This window comes from Xanthomonas sp. WHRI 8393, from assembly GCF_040203315.1.
Lineage (GTDB): Bacteria > Pseudomonadota > Gammaproteobacteria > Xanthomonadales > Xanthomonadaceae > Xanthomonas > Xanthomonas arboricola.
Genome location: NZ_JBEGGL010000004.1, coordinates 390,213 through 405,853, shown reverse-complemented (window position 1 = coordinate 405,853; position 15,641 = coordinate 390,213). Strand labels below are relative to the sequence as shown.

General features: G+C 66.5%; 16 protein-coding genes and 1 riboswitch. Of the genes, 4 read left to right on the top strand and 12 right to left on the bottom strand.

Features of this window, described 5'->3' with window-relative positions:
- Positions 1–207 precede the first annotated feature (207 nt).
- The 5 genes from thiL to ABQ137_RS16040 form a co-directional block, all read right to left on the bottom strand.
- Entirely contained in the window at positions 208–1,182 is a 975-nt protein-coding gene (gene thiL, locus ABQ137_RS16060; protein ID WP_054592513.1) for a thiamine-phosphate kinase, read from the bottom strand.
- Between the two features lie 110 nt (positions 1,183–1,292).
- Entirely contained in the window at positions 1,293–1,772 is a 480-nt protein-coding gene (nusB, locus tag ABQ137_RS16055; RefSeq protein WP_016902286.1) for a transcription antitermination factor NusB, read from the bottom strand.
- Entirely contained in the window at positions 1,769–2,233 is a 465-nt protein-coding gene (gene ribH, locus ABQ137_RS16050; RefSeq protein WP_005997267.1) for a 6,7-dimethyl-8-ribityllumazine synthase, read from the bottom strand. Before ribH ends, nusB begins: the two co-directional genes overlap by 4 nt.
- 270 nt (positions 2,234–2,503) lie before the next feature.
- Positions 2,504–3,643 (bottom strand): 3,4-dihydroxy-2-butanone-4-phosphate synthase, encoded by a 1,140-nt coding sequence (gene ribB / locus ABQ137_RS16045; RefSeq protein ID WP_184379238.1) that lies wholly within the window; start codon positions 3,641–3,643, stop codon positions 2,504–2,506.
- Positions 3,640–4,242, bottom strand: a complete 603-nt coding sequence (locus tag ABQ137_RS16040; protein ID WP_024940586.1) for a riboflavin synthase — start codon at positions 4,240–4,242, stop codon at positions 3,640–3,642. Before ABQ137_RS16040 ends, ribB begins: the two co-directional genes overlap by 4 nt.
- Positions 4,243–4,404: 162 nt before the next feature.
- A riboswitch (FMN riboswitch) is annotated at positions 4,405–4,583 on the bottom strand.
- Between the two features lie 219 nt (positions 4,584–4,802).
- Between ABQ137_RS16040 and ABQ137_RS16035 the strand changes: the two genes are divergently transcribed.
- Positions 4,803–5,426, top strand: coding sequence for a hypothetical protein (locus ABQ137_RS16035; protein WP_024940587.1), 624 nt, complete (start codon positions 4,803–4,805; stop codon positions 5,424–5,426).
- A gap of 95 nt (positions 5,427–5,521) precedes the next feature.
- Here the strand turns inward: ABQ137_RS16035 and ribD are convergent, their stop codons facing one another.
- The 5 genes from ribD to ABQ137_RS16010 all read right to left on the bottom strand — a co-directional run bounded on the left by ribD (position 5,522) and on the right by ABQ137_RS16010 (position 9,681).
- Positions 5,522–6,616, bottom strand: coding sequence for a bifunctional diaminohydroxyphosphoribosylaminopyrimidine deaminase/5-amino-6-(5-phosphoribosylamino)uracil reductase RibD (ribD, locus tag ABQ137_RS16030; RefSeq protein WP_349783167.1), 1,095 nt, complete (start codon positions 6,614–6,616; stop codon positions 5,522–5,524).
- Entirely contained in the window at positions 6,613–7,098 is a 486-nt protein-coding gene (locus ABQ137_RS16025; protein WP_184519595.1) for a GNAT family N-acetyltransferase, read from the bottom strand. The genes ribD and ABQ137_RS16025 overlap by 4 nt, the downstream gene beginning before the upstream one ends.
- Positions 7,095–7,619 (bottom strand): transcriptional regulator NrdR, encoded by a 525-nt coding sequence (gene nrdR / locus ABQ137_RS16020; protein ID WP_006453216.1) that lies wholly within the window; start codon positions 7,617–7,619, stop codon positions 7,095–7,097. Before nrdR ends, ABQ137_RS16025 begins: the two co-directional genes overlap by 4 nt.
- Before the next feature lie 102 nt (positions 7,620–7,721).
- Positions 7,722–8,975: a serine hydroxymethyltransferase gene (glyA, locus tag ABQ137_RS16015; RefSeq protein WP_039518987.1), complete on the bottom strand. Its 1,254-nt coding sequence runs from the start codon at positions 8,973–8,975 to the stop codon at positions 7,722–7,724.
- A gap of 190 nt (positions 8,976–9,165) precedes the next feature.
- Positions 9,166–9,681 (bottom strand): RcnB family protein, encoded by a 516-nt coding sequence (locus ABQ137_RS16010; RefSeq protein ID WP_024940591.1) that lies wholly within the window; start codon positions 9,679–9,681, stop codon positions 9,166–9,168.
- Between the two features lie 226 nt (positions 9,682–9,907).
- On the opposite strand from ABQ137_RS16010, the gene ettA reads away from it, so the two are divergent.
- Positions 9,908–11,569: an energy-dependent translational throttle protein EttA gene (gene ettA / locus ABQ137_RS16005; protein ID WP_024940592.1), complete on the top strand. Its 1,662-nt coding sequence runs from the start codon at positions 9,908–9,910 to the stop codon at positions 11,567–11,569.
- Positions 11,570–11,629: 60 nt separating this feature from the next.
- On the opposite strand, the gene def is transcribed toward ettA, so the two are convergent.
- Together def and arsC are read right to left on the bottom strand one after the other, a co-directional pair.
- On the bottom strand, positions 11,630–12,145 hold the full coding sequence (gene def / locus ABQ137_RS16000; RefSeq protein ID WP_046344300.1) for a peptide deformylase: 516 nt from the start codon (positions 12,143–12,145) through the stop codon (positions 11,630–11,632).
- A 216-nt stretch (positions 12,146–12,361) separates the two neighbouring features.
- Positions 12,362–12,784, bottom strand: a complete 423-nt coding sequence (gene arsC / locus ABQ137_RS15995) for an arsenate reductase (glutaredoxin) (protein WP_184519719.1) — start codon at positions 12,782–12,784, stop codon at positions 12,362–12,364.
- Positions 12,785–13,405: 621 nt separating this feature from the next.
- On the opposite strand from arsC, the gene ABQ137_RS15990 reads away from it, so the two are divergent.
- Together ABQ137_RS15990 and ABQ137_RS15985 are read left to right on the top strand one after the other, a co-directional pair.
- Positions 13,406–13,819, top strand: a complete 414-nt coding sequence (locus ABQ137_RS15990; RefSeq protein WP_184519592.1) for a post-PEP-CTERM-1 domain-containing protein — start codon at positions 13,406–13,408, stop codon at positions 13,817–13,819.
- Positions 13,812–15,470 (top strand): PA domain-containing protein, encoded by a 1,659-nt coding sequence (locus ABQ137_RS15985; protein ID WP_126966657.1) that lies wholly within the window; start codon positions 13,812–13,814, stop codon positions 15,468–15,470. The genes ABQ137_RS15990 and ABQ137_RS15985 overlap by 8 nt, the downstream gene beginning before the upstream one ends.
- The last annotated feature ends 171 nt before the right edge of the window (positions 15,471–15,641 follow it).

The following is a 15,641-nucleotide window of genomic DNA, read 5'->3' as shown; positions in this document are numbered from 1 at the left end:
GATTCGGGATTCGGGATTCGGGATTCGGGATTCGGGATTCGGGATTCGGGAGGCGGGAGGCGGGAGGCGGGAGGCGGGAGCGTAGGCGCCGCAATGGCTGGCACGTGCTGAAGTGCAAGCCGGTGGACGCCATCGCATGGCCGCTCCCGACCCGCAGACGTTGGCTGCAACGCAGCACGCCCGCGCAACGCTTCCTGCGCGCTCAGCTCAGCCCACGAAGTGCTGATATCCGCGTTGCGGCGGCTGCCACGGGTTGCCGTCGGCGTCGTGGACCACCACGCCCGGCGTGGCGACGATCTGGCCGATGCGCGTCACCGCGACTCCGGCGAAGTCCATCGCCTGCACCACCGCGTCGCGGTGTTGCACGGCGGCGGTGAAGCACAGCTCGTAGTCGTCGCCGCCGCCGAGTTGCCAACCGATGCATTGCAGCGCACTGATCCCGGTACTGCGCGGCATCGCCGGCAGTGCCGCCAGCGCCAGCTGCGCGCCCACACCGCTGCGTTCGCACAGATGGCCCAGATCGGCGAGCAAGCCGTCGGAGATGTCCACACAGGCATGCGCAAGCCCACGCAAGCGCAGCCCGGCCTGCACGCGCGGCTGCGGGCGCAGCAGCCGGCCGCGCCACAGTTCGTGCAACGGATCGGCCGCCGCGCAGGTCACGTCCAGCTGGCCGGCCTGCCACAGCGACAAGGCCGCCGCCGCCTCGCCCGGCGCGCCGGTGACCCAGACGTCGTCGCCCACACGCGCGCCATCGCGACGCAGCGCCGCGCCCGGCGGCAGGCTGCCGATCGCGGTCACCGCACACGCCAACGGCCCGCGCGTGGTGTCGCCACCGACCAGCGCAATGTCATGCGCATCGGCCAGTGCAAAGAATCCATCGGCGAATGCGTCGACCCAGGCAGCATCGTCGTGCGGCAACGACAGCGACAGGGTGCACCAGCGCGGCTGCGCGCCCATCGCCGCCAGGTCGGACAGATTGACCGCCAGCGTCTTCCAGCCCAGATCCTCGGCACGCGTCTCGTGCGGGAAATGCACGCCCGCATTGAGCGTATCGGCGGTGATCGCCAGTTGCTCACCCGGCGGCGGCTGCAGCAGCGCCGCATCGTCGCCAATCCCCAACGGCACATCCGCACGCGCCGCAATGCGCGCGCGCAAGCGGGCAATTAGATCGAATTCGGGCATTTGAAGGGCCGGGATTGGGGATTTGGCAGTGGGGATTGGTCACGGCGCACATTGGCAGGTACCAGCTCCGCGGCCAATCCCCAATCCCAACTGCCCAATCCCGAGGCGCCTCAGGCGCCGCTAGCGCCCGACTCCACCTTGCGCCACTCCACCGAGGCGCGATCCAGCACGCCGTTGACGTAGGTGTGGCCGTGCTCGGAGCCGAAGCGCTTGGCGGTTTCGATCGCTTCGTTGATCACCACGCGGTACGGCACGTCCTGGCGATACAGCAGCTCGTAGGCAGCCAGGCGCAGCACTGCGCGCTCGATCGCGTCGACTTCTTCCACGCCGCGATCCAGATACGGGGTCAGCGCGGTATCCAGCTCGGCGCGGTTGCTCAGCACGCCTTCGACCAGGTTTTCGAAATAGGCCAGATCGGCCACTTCGTGCGCCTGCTCATGCGCAAACTGCGAGATCACCTGCTTGGCGAACCCGCCGGAAATCTGCCAGGCATACACCGCCTGCAAGGCGCGCCGACGCGCGCGCGAACGCAGCACCGGGTCGATGCCGTCGCGACGGACGTGGCGGGCGTGTCCACCGGACTTGCTCATGGCAACAACTCCATCAAATTGACCAGTTCCAATGCCGCAAGCGCGCATTCTTCGCCCTTGTTGCCATGGCTGCCACCGGCACGCGCCTCGGCATCTTCCACGCGCTCGACCGCGAGCACGCCGTTGAGCACCGGCACGCCGGTCTGCAACTGCACGCTCATCAGGCCTTCGGCACAGAGGTCGGCGACGTGTTCGTAGTGGCGGGTGTCGCCGCGGATCACGCAGCCCAGCGCGATGATCGCCGCATGCTGTCCGGATTGCCCCAGGCGGTTGGCGGCGATCGGGATTTCCCAGGCGCCCGGCACGCGGATCACGTCGATGGCGTCCTCGCCGATGCCGTTGCCGGCCAGGCTCTGACGCGCACCGGTGACCAACGCGTCGGTGATGCGGGCATTCCAGCGGCTGGCGATGATCGCAAAGCGCGCGGTGGTGGGGCGGAGATCGCCTTCGTAGTGGGTCATGCGGGTCGGCAACTCGAGGGGGCGGCAAGTTTAACAGCTGCCGGGGCCTGGCCCCGGCCGGTGCGTGGCGGCCGGGTGCCGAAGCAGGCCCGGCCATGTCTCCAGGAAACGATTGTGGAGCGCGCAGCAGGGGCTGGTGCGGCGGCAGCTGGCAGCTCGCAGCGGGCATGGTCGATACGCAACAACCGCAGGAACCGCTCGACCAGCGCGATTCCTGCTGCGCCTCCGGCAACCACCGGACAGCGGCGGCTCCATGCCGCCCGCGCTACATCACGGCAGCGCGGCCGCCGGCACCGAGCGCACCCCTTCGCCCGCGTGGCATTCCAGGTACTCCACCACCTCCAGCCCGAACCCGGCCAGACCCACCTGACGCCGCGGCGTGCCCAGCACGCGCAGCTTGCCCAGGCCCAGTTCGGCCAGGATCTGCGCCCCGGCCCCGTTACGCCGCCACTGGCTGACGTCCTTGGCGTTGGTGGCCGCTTCCGGTTGCTGGCGCAACCGCGCCAGCAAGGATTCGCTGTCGCGCGGCGCCGACAGCACCACCATCACGCCCTGCCCTTCGGCGGCGATCGCACGCAATGCATCGGTGGCGGCCACGCCAAAGTCGTCGCGCTGCCAGTGCAGCAGATCGGCCAGCGGGTTCTCCACCTGCACGCGCACCAGCGTCGGCATGGCCGGATCGGCAGTGCCGCGCACCAGCGCAAAGTGCAGGTCGTGGGCGATGCGGTCGCGGTAGGTCACCAGCGTGAACGGGCCGAACTCGGTGCTGATCTCGCGCTCGTCCACGCGCTCGACGGTGTGCTCGTTGGCCAGGCGGTAGGCGATCAGATCGGCGATCGAGCCCATCTTCAGCCCGTGCTCGCGCGCGAACACTTCCAGCTGCGGGCGGCGCGCCATGCTGCCGTCCGGGTTGAGCACTTCCACCAGCACGCCGGCCGGTTCCAGCCCGGCCAGCATCGGCAGGTCGCTGGCCGCTTCGGTATGGCCGGCGCGGGTCAGCACGCCGCCGGGCTGGGAGATCAGCGGGAAGATATGCCCCGGCTGGCTCAGATCCTGCGGCTTGGCATCCGGCCGCACCGCGGTGCGCACGGTGTGTGCGCGGTCGTAGGCGGAAATGCCGGTGGTCACGCCTTCGGCCGCCTCGATGCTGACGGTGAAGTTGGTCTGGAACTGCGCGGTGTTGTTGCGCACCATCGGCGCCAGGCCGAGCTGCGCGCAGCGCTCGCGGGTCAGCGACAGACACACCAGCCCGCGCGCGTGGGTCACCATGAAGTTGATGTCCGACGGCTTGACCAGCTCGGCCGCCATGATCAGATCGCCTTCGTTCTCGCGGTCCTCGTCATCGACGATCACCACCATGCGGCCGGCGCGCAGTTCCTCGATCAATTCCGGAACGGGTGCGAAATTCATGCCGCACCCCGCGTGCCCAGCAGGCGTTCGACATAGCGCGCCACCAGGTCGATTTCCAGATTCACCGCCGCGCCAACCGCGGTCTGCGCAAACGCGGTGTTGGCCACCGTGTGCGGAATCAACGCGACCTCGAAGCCGTCCGCGTCCACTTCATTGACGGTGAGGCTGACCCCGTCCACGCAGATCGAGCCCTTCTTGGCGACATAGCGCAACACCGCCGGCGGGGCGGCAAACCGCCAACGTTGCGCCCGTGCATCGCCATGTACCGACTGCACCTGGCCCAGGCCGTCGACATGCCCGCTGACCAGATGCCCGCCGAGGCGGTCGGTCGGGCGCATCGCGCGCTCCAGATTGAGCAACGCACCTTCCGGCAAGGCGCCCAACGTGGTCAGCGACAGGGTTTCGGTGGAGGCATCGGCCTGGAAGCTGCCCGCGTCGAAAGCGATCACGGTCAGGCACACGCCGTTAACCGCGATGCTCTCGCCCAGTTGCACCGCCTCGAACGGCAGGTTGCCGGTGGCGAAGGTGAAACGCACATCGCCGCCCTGCGGCTGGCGCGCCGCCAGATGGCCGACGCCTTCGATGATTCCGGTAAACATCAGCGCCCCCCCGTCGTTGATGACGACAGCGCGGACGGGGTGCGGTGGAAGATCGCGACGCAGCGCGACGGGTGACGCATGGACATAGTCGTTTCTCGCAGGAGTTGAGCGAAAAACGCCACAAGGCAAACAGGCGCGCGCACAGCCGCAAAGCTGCGCGTTGGCCGTCTTCTTTCATCCGGACTATACCGTCGGCCCCGGCATCGCACCGGATCTGCTGACCTTGCGCAGCAGGGGTTTCGCGTGGATCCGCTCAACCCTGAAGTGCAAGCGCTCGCGGGCTCGCATGCTTGCGCATGCCTACCGCCGGTGGGGAATCGCACCCCGCCCTGAAGACGTTCGTGAGTACCGGCGAACCGGTGCGCAAAGTCTAACAGGGCACATCGGCGCGATGGCTGAGCGTGGGCCAAGGCTGACAGGACACTGCGTCATGTGGGGAAATCCCCCATAGCCAGGATTGTGAAGGATCTGTTAATTTACGCGCCGCGACGGGAGACGTCGCTTTTTCCCTCCCGCAACGGGGACGGAGACACGGACATCAATTCGGAGAGAGACATCCAATGCGTAACACCCTGATTCTGGCTGCCCTGCTGGCCGCCGCACCGTTTGCCGCATCGGCCGAAGGCCTGAGCTATTCCTATGTCGAAGGCGGCTGGAACCGGACCGAAATCAACGTCAACGACGCGTCCGACGACATCGATGGCGGCTACATCCGCGGCTCCTGGCAGATTGCCCAGCCGGTCTACCTGCTGGCCAGCTACGAGCGTGCCACCAAGGACTACAACCTCGGCAGCGGCTTCGTGATCGACGGCACCCTGCAGCAGGCCACGGCGGGTATCGGTTACCGCCAGGAAATGACCGAGCGCGTCGAGTTCACCGCCGACATCAGCGTGCTGCGCACCAAGGTCGAATCCGATCTGCGCCTGCGCGGCCGTTCGATCGACAAGGCGTCGGACTCGACCAACCTGGGCTTCGCCAACCTGGGCCTGCGCGGCAAGCCCTCGCCGCGGACCGAAGCCTGGATCAAGGCCGGCTATATCGACGGTAGCGACGTGGACGAAGGCGAGTTCGTCGGCACCCTGGGTGGTCAGGTCAACTTCACCCGCACCTGGGGCCTGGTCGCCGAAGCGCAGTTCGTCGACAACGCCAACCAGTACAAGGTCGGCGTGCGCGCGAGCTTCTGATCGAGGCGACTCAGATACACCAAGGCCCCGCATGCGGGGCCTTTTTCATGCGCGCAACAGCACAGCTGCGCTGCATCGCGCGCGCCATGCAGCGCTCACCCGGCAACAACCGGCGCATAGCGCAGACGCAGATCCTGACCGAGCTGGCGCACATCCAGCAGCTGCAACGCAGCGCGCTGCGCCATCGTCTCGATGCCCAGCCCGGCCAGCAGCGGCCTGGCGGTATCGCCCAGCAGTACCGGCGCCATGTAGACCAGCAGTTCGTCGACCAGCCCGGCCTGCAGCAGCGCACCACCCAGCGTTGCGCCGGCTTCCACATGCACCTCGTTGATGCCGCGCTCGCCAAGCAGTGCCACCACCGCCGCCAGATCGAAGCGGCCGGCATGCAACGGCATCGCAAGGAACTGCGCATCGTCCAGCGACGGCGCGGCCACATTCTCGCCATGCAGATACAGCGTGGGCGCATCGCCCTGACGCAGGTTCCTGCATGCCAACGTCCGTAGCCCAGCATCGAGCACCACGCGCAGCGGCGGCACGACCGGCGTGTCATCGCCCAGCCGCACCGTCATGGAGGGGTCGTCGGCCAGCACCGTGCCCGCACCAGTGAGGATCGCGCCCGCACGCGCGCGCCAGCGCTGCACGTCTGCGCGCGCGTCACTTCCGGTGATCCACTTGGATTCACCGCTGGCCAGCGCCGTACGCCCATCCAGGCTGGCGCCAAGCTTGACCCGCAACCACGGCCGCCCACGCTCCACCCGCGACAGAAACCCACGATTCAGCGCGCGCGCCTGTGTTTGCAGGACACCACTGAGCACTTCGATTCCGGCCTCGCGCATCAGCGCAAATCCGCCGCCGTTGACCTGCGGAAACGGGTCGGCCATCGCCGCAACCACACGCGCAACGCCGGCATCGATCAAGGCCAGCGCACAGGGCGGCGTGCGTCCGTAATGCGCACACGGCTCCAGCGTGACATAGGCGGTGGCGCCACGCGCCAGCGCGCCGGCTGCGCGCAGCGCGAACACTTCCGCATGCGGGCCGCCGGCACGTTGATGAAAGCCCTCGCCCACGCATACGCCATCGCGCACGATCACGCAGCCAACCATCGGATTGGGGCGGGTGGTGTAGGCGCCACGCTCGGCCAGGCGCAATGCCTGCGCCATCCAGCGATGGTCGTCGGCCGTTGCGCTCATTGCGTTGCCGCTTGCAGTTCGATACACATCACCACGATCTGCATCGGCCCCAGCAGTAATTCTGCATGCGTCTGCCAGCCCAGCCGCTGATAAAACGGCACCAGCACTGGTTGGCAATACAGGTACAACGCCGGCACGCCCATGCGCGCGGCGGCCTGCACGCAGTGCGTCACCAGCGCCTCGCCGATGCCCTGCCCGCGCGCCTGCGGCTGCACGTACAGCGACGCCAGCCATGGCGACCATTGCCGAATGCGCGAATCGTCGTTTTCCAGCAGGCTGACCGACCCGAGCCACTGCGCCTGATCGAGCGCCACCCACGTGGTCGGGATCACCCCGTCGCGCGTGTGGCTACGCAACTCGCTCAAGGCCTGATCGAAATTCCAGTCCGGCAACAGACTGCCGAAGGCCTGCAGATGCGCCTGCGCGATGGCGGGCAGCAGCTGCGGCGCGTCGGCCACGCACGCGATGCGCATCGCGCTCACCGCTTGCCGGGCTTGCCGGCGCGCTCCAGGGCCGCTTCCAGCAACGGCAACTGCTCGATGCCGACCGGGAGCTCGCGCTCGAGCTTTTCGATTTCCTCGCGGAAATCGGCCACGTCCTGAAAGCTGCGGTACACCGAGGCGAAGCGCACATAGCCCACATGATCGAGCTTGCGCAGCTCGACCATGACGTATTCGCCCACGCGCAGCGAGCCCACCTCGCGCTCGCCGGACATGCGCAACTGATGCACCACCGCGCGCACCGCCGCTTCGATCTGTTCTTCGGACACCGGACGCTTTTGCAGCGCGCGGTCGAAACTGGTGCGCAGCTTGCGCGCATCGAACGCCTCGCGCCCGCCATCGCTCTTGACCACGGTCGGCAGCTTGAGCTCGATCGTCTCCAGGGTGCTGAAACGCTCGCCACACGCCTCGCACTCGCGACGCCGACGAATCGTCGTTCCGTCTTCGGACACCCGCGAATCGATCACGCGGGTGTCGTTGTGCTGGCAGAAGGGGCAGTGCATCAGGTCGCCGAGATTGGGAAGTGGGGATTGGGGATTGGCAACAGCAGGAGTAAGGACGCGCTTGTCGCGCATCCCCAATCCCGAATCACCAATCCCGGCACCTCAGCCATACACCGGATACTTCTTGCACTGCGCGGTCACCGCGTCGCGGACCTTGGCCAGCACCGCTTCGTCGCTGGGGGCGTCGAGCACGTCGGCGATCCAGTTGGCCAGGTCGATGCTGTCCTGCTCCAGGTAACCGCGGGTGGTGATTGCCGGGGTGCCCAGGCGCAGGCCGGAGGTGACGAACGGCGAGCGCGGGTCGTTGGGCACCGAGTTCTTGTTGACGGTGATGTGCGCCTTGCCGAGCGCGGCCTCTGCATCCTTGCCGGAGACGTCGCGGCCGATCATGTCCACCAGCATCAGGTGATTTTCGGTGCCGCCGGACACGATCTTGTAGCCGCGCGCGATCAGCGTGTTGGCCATCGCCTGCGCGTTCTTGACCACCTGCTGCTGGTAGGTCTTGAATTCCGGCTCCAGCGCCTCCTTGAACGCCACCGCCTTGGCCGCGATCACGTGCATCAGCGGGCCGCCCTGAATGCCGGGGAACACGATCGACTGCAGCTTCTTCTGCAGCTCTTCGCTCGCGCCCTTGGCCACGATGATGCCGCCGCGCGGGCCGCGCAGGGTCTTGTGCGTGGTCGAGGTGACCACGTGCGCATGCTCCAGCGGGCTCGGATACACGCCTGCGGCGACCAGGCCGGCCACATGCGCCATATCCACGAACAGATACGCACCGACGCTGTCGGCGATGGCGCGGAAACGCGCCCAGTCGATCTTCTGCGAATACGCCGAGAACCCGGCCACGACCATCTTCGGCTTGTGCTCGGTGGCCAGTCGCTGGACTTCGTCATAGTCGATCAGGCCCTGCTCGTTGACGCCGTACTGCACGGCGTTGAACAGCTTGCCGGAGACGTTGACCTTGGCGCCGTGGGTGAGGTGGCCGCCATGGGCCAGGCTCATGCCCAGGATGGTGTCGCCGGGCTGCAGCAGCGCCAGATACACCGCCTGGTTGGCCTGCGAGCCGCTATGCGGCTGCACGTTCGCATAATCGGCACCAAACACCTGCTTGATGCGCTCGATCGCCAACTGCTCGGCAATGTCGACGAACTCGCAACCACCGTAGTAGCGCTTGCCCGGGTAGCCTTCGGCGTACTTGTTGGTCAGCTGGCTGCCCTGGGCCTCCATCACCAGCGGGCTGCAGTAGTTTTCGCTGGCGATCAGCTCGACGTGATCCTCCTGGCGGCCGGCTTCAGCAGCGATGGCCTTGGCCAGTTCGGGGTCGTAGGTTTCCAGTCGGACGTCGCGCGAGAACATGCAGAGCTCCGGGGCAGCTGTTGCCAGTAGGGGCGCAGATTGTAAGCCCCCGCATGGACAGGTGACCAATTGAGACGCTGGCGAGGCCAGGCGCGCCATGGCAGGTTCCGCCCTGAACGACAAAGGCGCACCGGAGTGCGCCTTTGCGGGTTCCCTGCCTACCCAGGCCTGACCCGGACGGTAGACAGGCTTAGTTGTTGAGCACCAGGTCGGCGATCACCCCGGTGGCGATGGCCACCAGCAGCAGATTGCCGGTGTTGTCGCGCTGCCAACGGTAGCCATACGGCGGGCGGCGCAGGTTGTAGCGATCGTAGTCGTTGATCACGTAGACCGGGCCGTGGTAACGCTGACCGCGGGCCCAGTACGGGCGCGGCGGCGGGCCGGGGCGGTAGTAGCTGGGGCGATCGTAGACATAGACCCGGTTGCGGTCGTAGCGACGGTCCTGATAACGGGCATCGCGATACCCCTCGCGGTAGCCGTTGCTGTAGTAACGGCGGTCATCGCGGCGGTCGGCCCGGCGCTCGTCATGCCAGTCGCGGCGGTCGTTGCGCCAATTGCCACGGTGATCGCGGTCGTGGCGATCGTCGCGATCATGACCACGACGGTCGTGGCCGCGGCCCCAGTCGTCGGCAAACGCTGCCGGGGCCACGGAGCCCAGCGCCAGGATGGAGGAAAGCACAACAGTCACGATGCGTTTGCGGTTCATGGGATTGCTCCTGTCTGCGATGTCGCAATTTCATTAAGGCGCTGGCCGCCTTAACGCATTCTTGCTGGAATCGATTACGAAAACGCCCATTCAGGTGGAAGGTAAGCTGCCGTTTAGCTGCCGACGCGCCGCCGCGAGCCAGGCCGGTTGCCCGTATAATCGGCGCAATCCCTTTTCCGCTGCCTCCGGCCCCGGCCGGTGGGCTGCCTGCGTCCACGGAGCACCCATGTCGCAATACATCTACACCATGAACCGCGTCAGCAAGGTGGTCCCGCCCAAGCGGCAGATCATCAAGGACATCTCGCTGAGCTTTTTCCCGGGCGCCAAGATCGGCCTGCTGGGCCTGAACGGCGCCGGCAAGTCCACGGTGCTGAAGATCATGGCCGGCGTGGATACCGATTTCGAGGGCGAAGCCCGTCCCCAGGCCGGCATCAAGGTCGGCTACCTGGCGCAGGAACCGCAGCTCAACCCCGAGCACACCGTGCGCGAAGCGGTCGAGGAAGGCGTGGGCGACGTGCTGCAGGCCCAGGCCGCGCTGGATGCGGTGTACCTGGCCTATGCCGAGGAAGGCGCCGATTTCGACGCCCTGGCCAAGGAACAGGAACGCCTGGAAGCGATCCTGGCCGCCGGCGATGCGCACACCCTGGAAAACCAGCTGGACGTGGCCGCCGATGCGCTGCGCCTGCCGCCGTGGGACGCGGTGGTCGGCAAGCTGTCCGGTGGCGAAAAGCGCCGCGTGGCGCTGTGCCGGCTGCTGCTGCAGAAGCCGGACATGCTGCTGCTCGACGAACCGACCAACCACCTGGACGCCGAATCGGTGGAATGGCTGGAGCAGTTCCTGGCGCGCTACACCGGCACCGTGGTGGCGGTAACGCATGATCGCTACTTCCTCGACAACGCCGCCGAGTGGATCCTGGAACTGGACCGCGGCCGCGGCATTCCGTGGAAGGGCAACTACACCGACTGGCTGACCCAGAAGGACGAGCGCCTCAAGCAGGAAGACAACCAGGAAAAGTCGCGCCAGAAGGCGATCCAGAAGGAACTGGAATGGTCGCGCCAGAACGCCAAGGGCGGCCGCACCAAGGGCAAGGCGCGTCTGGCCCGCCTGGAAGAACTGCAGTCGGTGGACTACCAGAAGCGCAACGAGACCAACGAGATCTTCATTCCGCCAGGCGAGCGCCTGGGCAATGCGGTGATGGAGTTCAAGAACGTCTCCAAGAAGTTCGGCGACCGCCTGCTGATCGACAATCTGTCGATGATCGTGCCGCCCGGCGCCATCGTCGGCATCATCGGCCCCAACGGTGCCGGTAAGTCGACCCTGTTCAAGATGATCACCGGCGCGGAGAAGCCCGATTCCGGCGAGATCGTGGTCGGCCCGACCGTGCAGCTGTCCTACGTGGACCAGAGCCGCGACAAGCTGGAAGGCAACCACAACGTGTTCCAGGAGATTGCTGGCGGCCTGGACATCCTCAACATCAACGGCGTGGAGATCCAGTCGCGCGCCTACATCGGCCGCTTCAACTTCAAGGGCCAGGACCAGCAGAAGATGGTCGGCTCGCTGTCCGGTGGTGAGCGCGGTCGCCTGCACATGGCCAAGACCCTGCTGCAGGGCGGCAACGTGCTGCTGCTCGACGAACCGTCCAACGACCTGGACATCGAGACCCTGCGTGCGCTGGAAGATGCGTTGCTGGAGTTCCCGGGCAACACCTTCGTGATCTCGCATGACCGCTGGTTCCTGGACCGCATCGCCACGCACATCCTGGCGTTCGAAGGCGACTCGCATGTGGAGTTCTTCCAAGGCAACTACCGCGAGTACGAAGAAGACAAGCGCCGCCGCATGGGCGATGACGCAGGTCCCAAGCGTCTGCGCTTCAAGGCGCTCAAGTAAGCACGACAAGGGCGCCGCAAGGCGCCCTTGTTACATGCGGGTGCAGCTGCGACCGATGGCCTACAGGTCGTAGGACAGCACGTCTTCGAAGCCGAAGGTGGCGAAGTTCTCGATCCGCGAGGGATACAGGCGGCCGACCAGATGGTCGTACTCGTGCTGCACCACGCGTGCGTGGAAGCCTTCGGCCTCGCGCTCGATCGGGCTGCCGTCCGGCGCAAAGCCGCGGTAGCGAATGTGGCGATAGCGCGGAATGACCGCACGCAAGCCGGGAATCGACAGACACCCTTCCCAGCCGTTTTCCATTTCTTCCGACAGCGGTTCGATCTGCGCATTCGCCAACGCGGTGCGCGGCACCGCCGGCGCATCGGGATAGCGTTCGCTGGCTTCGAAGCCGAACACCATCAGCTGCAGGTCCACAGCGATCTGCGGTGCGGCCAGGCCCACGCCACGCGCATCGTCCATGGTCTCGAACATGTCGGCCACCAGCGCGCGCAGCTCGGCACTGCCCAGGTTGGTCACCGGCGGCGCCACGCGCAGCAGGCGCTTGTCGCCCATGCGGATAATCTCGCGAATCATCTGACTGCTCCCGGGAAACGTTGCGGCGATTCTAAGACCTGTGCGGGAGGTGGGGGTGAGGTTCGGGGAGTCGGGATTGGGGATTGGGGTTCGGCAATGGAGAATGGGAAATTAGTAATTGGTCGCTGGGGTGTCAGTGGCGCTGCTTGGCGTTTCGCATCTGAGCTGAGGTGGCTGCGCTTGATGTGGAGCGACTGGGTTTCGGGTATCTGTCTATTAGCCCGTTACGCGTTGCCCGGCATCGTCCAGCCCGCGTTCGCCGTCTTCCTTGACGAAACCGCTCGTCGCGGGCGGCAGCAGGTCGAGCACGCGTTCGGAGGGGCGGCACAAGCGCGTCCCCAACGCGGTTTGCACGAAGGGGCGGTTGATCAGGAGTGGATGCGTGAGCATTGCGCTCAGCAACGCTGCGTCGTCCAGCGCGGGATCGTCGAGTCCCAGTTCCAGATACGGGGTGCCTTTCTGACGCATGGCCGCGCGAACCGGGATGCCGGCGGCGGCGATCAGGGACTGCAGCGTTTCGCGGGTGGGCGGGTGCTGCAGGTCATCGACGATCTGCGGTTCGATGCCGGTGTGGCGGATCAGGGCGAGCGTGTTGCTGGAGGTCCCGCAGTTGGGGTTGTGATAGATGACGGCGTGCATGGGAACCTGGTGCGCGGAGTCACCAAGACTGTAACGCGCTGCGGCCGAATGGCGCGCGGCGTGCAGAGCCAGCGCAGCGTACGCGCAGCCGATGCCGATGCCGATGCCGATGCCGGGCATAAGCATCTCCCAGCAGGCCACCAACGCATGGCTTGCGCGCATTGGTACGACCGCACTGCCTGCGTGGGCTTGGCCAGGGTGCGGGGCGAGCTCAGGTGCACCCGAATCCCTGCTCTCAACCTCCACCAGGCTTCGCACGACCCCTCATCCGCCCCTTCGTGGCACCTTCTCCCGATGGGAGCAGGGAAATGAGTCGTCCGGATCTTGGCTGAGGCACCTTCTCCCCAGGAAAAGGGAGGCTTCCGGCCCGGTTGGTTCGTGTCAAAAATCTGGCCGATCTGGGTCCAGCTGCCGCTGCAATCCCCGGAAATTTCCCCAACGCAACTGCCGCGATGACCGTTTCAGGCTCTCGCTTCGCATTCAGCGGCCAATATGTCAAAAGATTGACACACATCACGGATTCATGATTCAGTCATGAACAGACTGAAACGGAAGGATTCCCCCGATGCCGGTGTCTGCACGGCGTCCCTTTTCCCTGTTGGACTCAAGGAAACCCCAACGATGATGAGCTTTCGTAAGCCCGGATGGATGCTGTCCGGTGTGTTGTGCGTCGCCTGCCTGCCGGCCCTTGCCGTGGCGCAAGAGGCTGCAAGCAGCGGTTCCAAGGTGGGTATCGATCCCGTCACCGGCAAGCTGCGTCCGCTGACTGACGCCGAGAGCGCGGCGCTGGATCAGCAGGCCGCGTCGGCTGCCCGCAGCAGCGCTGCCCGCACTACGGTTCCGCAGACCGAATCGGCCGCACGCGCGACCGAGCGACGCCTGCCCAACGGCACCGTGGCGCGCAAGTTGCCGGCCACGCAGATGAGCTCGCTGGTGGCGACCCGTCAGGCCGATGGCCGCATCGTCATCGAGCACAGCGAAGACGCCGACACCCAACCCGCCCACGCCGAGCACGGAGCGCTGCCGCATGAATAAGCCCTTGTTGCTGTTGTCCCTGGCCGTGGCTGCGGCCATCGCGCCGCTGCATGCAAGCGCCGCCAATGTCACGCTGATCAATGGCGATGCCGGCACCAGCGTCGGCTTGAACGATCCCACCAGCGCAGCGCCGTTGGGCGGCAACCCCGGGCGCTCGGTCGGCGAGCAGCGTCGCATCGCCTACCAGTACGCGATGGACCTGTGGGGCGCGGTGCTGCAGAGCAACGTCGAGATCAAGGTGTATGCCTCGTTCGCGCGGCTGACCTGTACCGCCACCGGCGGCACGCTGGGCCAGGCCGGCCCGAACTGGATCGTCAACGACTTCCCCGGCTCCAAGCCCAATACGCTGTATCCGTCCGCGTTGGGCGATGCGATCGCCGGGCAGGATCTGGTCCCCGATCCCAGCGATCCGGCCGACGTGTTCTCGCAATTCAACGGCGATCTGGGCAAGCCCGACTGCCTGGCCGGCTCGGGCTGGTACCTGGGCCTGGACGGCAAGACGCCCGAAGGCCAGATCAACTTCCTCAACGTGGTGATGCACGAGATCGGCCACGGTCTGGGTGCGGCGGGCTTCCTCAACAAGACCACCGGCGTGCTCGGCTCGGGCAGCGGCCTGACCGACGTCTACACCGCGCAGGCCTACGACAACGTGCAGAACAAGCGCTTCGACGATCCGGCCATGACCAACGCGCTGCGTGCCGAAGCGATGCGCACGCCGGGTCGTACGGTGTGGGCCGGCACGCGCGTCAACCGCGAGGCGGCGCTGATCCTGGATCCGCGCACCCTGTTGCAGGTGAGCGCACCGGCCAGCGCGGCGGGCAAGTTCGAGGTGGGCTTTGCCAGCTTCGGGCCGCTGGCCACGGCGGCCAATTTCCCGGCCCGCGCAGTGGTGACGGTCAACGACGGAGTGGCTGCCGCATCGGCCAGCGATGGTTGCGAAACGCCGTTCGTCAATGCGGCCGAGGTGGCCGGCAAGGTGGCGCTGATCGACCGCGGCACCTGCGCGTTCGCGATCAAGGTCAAGAACGCACAGCTCAACGGTGCGGTGGGCGTGATCGTGGCCAACAACGCGGCCGGCGTGCAGACGATGGGCAATGCCGCCCCGCCGATCACCGACATCACCATCCCGGCGATCATGGTGTCGCAGACCGATGGCGCGCGGCTGAAGGGCAGCGCCGGAGTGGTGGCGGCGTTGTACGAAGACCCCGAGCTGTTGCAGGGCACCGATACCGCGGGCCGCACGCGGCTGTATTCGCCCAGCGTGGTGGCCGGCGGGTCGACGTTCTCGCACTTCGATACCGACCTGCAGCCGAACGCGTTGATGGAACCGTTCGATACGCCGGAAGTGCAGGCGCATCTGAACATCGACCTGACCCCGGCGCTGTTTGCCGATATCGGCTGGACACTCAATCGCGGGCTGGCCAAGCTGGGCAACTGCAATACGCTGGTGCCGACGCTGGAGACCGGCGGGCTGATTCCCGGCGCCAACATCTCGGCCGAAAATAGCCTGTGCAAGTCGCAGAATGCCGGCAACCGTCTGGGGTATCTGACCTGCATGGACGAGCACGCACGCGAGTTGCAGAACCAGGGTGCGATCAGCCGCATTCAACAGGCAGCGGTGTTTGTCTGTGCCACCAAGGTGCGCCCGTAACAACAGGCGCAGCCTGCGTTAATCGATGCAATGCGAACGGCGCCGGGAGGCGCCGTTCGTTTATCCGTGCTCACACTGTTCGCGCTGCGCCACACGCGGCGATGCCCATGCCCCACCGAGGGCGCGCGCGCGTCAGCAAGCGTGTACAGCGCGCAGCAAAACGCCGGCCAG